This is a genomic window from Microbispora sitophila (assembly GCF_014892245.1).
Taxonomy (GTDB): Bacteria; Actinomycetota; Actinomycetes; order Streptosporangiales; family Streptosporangiaceae; genus Microbispora; species Microbispora siamensis.
On sequence record NZ_JADBGC010000073.1, the window covers coordinates 1 to 2207 of the forward strand.

The 2207-nt window shown below is 72.6% G+C and carries 1 protein-coding gene; it reads right to left on the reverse strand.

Annotated elements, in window-relative coordinates; genetic code table 11:
* On the reverse strand, window positions 1-2207 hold a 2207-nt coding region (locus IL992_RS45415; protein ID WP_193209483.1), incomplete at both ends, for a heavy metal translocating P-type ATPase.

Below are 2207 nucleotides of genomic sequence, written 5' to 3' on the forward strand. Positions count from 1 at the left end.
AGCGGAAGCGGCGGAGCCTGAGGCTGTTGCTGACGACGAAGACGCTGGAGAACGCCATCGCCGCCCCGGCGATCATGGGGTTGAGCAGTCCCGCGGCGGCCAGCGGCAGGGCCGCGACGTTGTAGGCGAACGCCCAGAACAGGTTGCCCTTGATCGTGCGCAGCGTGCGCCGCGACAGCCGGATCGCATCGGCCGCCACCCGCAGGTCACCCCTGACCAGGGTCAGATCGGCGGCCTCGATCGCCACATCGGTGCCCGTGCCCATGGCCAGCCCCAGATCGGCCTGAGCCAGCGCCGCGGCGTCGTTGACCCCGTCGCCGACCATCGCCACGGTCCTGCCCTCGGCCTGCAACCGCTTGACCACGTCGACCTTGTCGGCCGGCAGCACCTCGGCGATCACCTCGTCGATGCCGACCTGGGCGGCGACCGCATGCGCGACCGCCTGGTTGTCGCCGGTCAGCAGCACCGGCCTCAGCCCCAGCCCCCGCAACTGCTCGACGGCCTGGGCGCTGGTGGGCTTGACGGTGTCGGCCACCACCAGCACCGCCCGCGCCGCGCCGTCCCAGCCGACCGCCACCGCGGTGCGGCCCGCGACCTGTTCTTCCTGCAGTCTCCGTTCCAGCTCCACGGGAAGGTGCTGGGACCACTCGGCCAGCAGCCGGGGCCGGCCGACGAGTACGGCGTGGCCGTCCACGATGCCCTGCACGCCCAGGCCCTCGAGGTTGGCGAAGTCCTCCGGCGCGGGCAGGGTGCCGACGCGTTCGGCGGCGCCGCGGGCGATGGCCTGGGCGATGGGGTGCTCGGAGGCGTGTTCCAGGGCCCCGGCCAGCCGCAACACCTCCTGTTCACTCACCCCGTCGGTGACGTGCACGCCGGTCAGGGTCATCCGCCCCTCGGTGACGGTGCCGGTCTTGTCCAGCACGACCGTGTCGATCGCCCGGGTGGACTCCAGCACCTCCGGCCCCTTGATCAGGATGCCGAGCTGGGCGCCGCGGCCGGTGCCGACCAGCAACGCGGTCGGCGTGGCCAGCCCCAGCGCGCAGGGGCAGGCGATGATCAACACCGCGACCGCGGCGGTGAACGCCGCCTGGGCCCCCGCGCCCGTGCCGAGCCAATACCCCAGCGTGGCCACCGACAGCGCGATGACGATCGGCACGAAGATCCCGGAGATGCGGTCGGCCAGGCGCTGCACCTGCGCCTTGCCGGTCTGCGCCTCCTCCACCAGACGCGCCATCTGGGCCAGCTGGGTGTCGGCCCCGACCCGGGTGGCCCGCACGACCAGCCGTCCGCCGGCGTTGACCGTCGCCCCGGTCACCGCATCGCCCGGCCGGACCTCGACCGGGACCGACTCGCCGGTGAGCATCGAGGCGTCGACCGCCGAGGCGCCCTCCTCGATCACCCCGTCGGTGGCGATCTTCTCACCGGGCCGCACGACGAAGTGGTCACCGGCCTTCAGCTCGCCGACGGGGATGCGCACCTCGGCCCCGCCGCGCAGCACCGCCACGTCCTTGGCGCCCAGCTCCAGCAGCGCCCGCAACGCCGCACCCGCCCGCCGCTTGGAACGAGCCTCGAAATACCGCCCGGCCAGGATGAACGCCGTGACCCCGGCGGCGGCCTCCAGGTAGATGTCACCCGAGCCGTCACCACGGGAGATGGTCAGGTCGAAGGCGTGGGTCATCCCGGGCACGCCCGCGCTGCCGAAAAACAGCGCCCACAGCGACCAGCCCAGCGCGGCGATCGTGCCGAGCGACACCAGGGTGTCCATCGTGGCCGTGCCGTGGCGCAGGTTGGTCCAGGCCGCCCGGTGGAAGGGCAGCCCCCCGTACACCACGACCGGCGCGGCCAGCGTCAGCGACAGCCACTGCCAGTAGGTGAACTGCAGCGCGGGAATCATCGCCAGCGCGATCACCGGCACCGCCAGCACCACCGACACCAGCAGCCGGGTCCGCAGCGAACCCAGCTCGTCGTCCGGCTCCTCGGACCCCTGCTCGGGCGTGGGCGGCTCGGGGAGCCTGGCGGTGTATCCGGCCTTCTCCACCTCCGCCACCAGAGCCTGAGGGTCCAGGCCCTCGGGGAAGGTCACCTTGGCCTTCTCCGTGGCGTAGTTCACCGTCGCGGACACGCCCTCGAGCTTGTTGAGCTTGCGCTCGATCCGGTTCGCGCACGACGCGCAGGTCATGCCGCCTATCGAAAGCTCGACCGCGCCG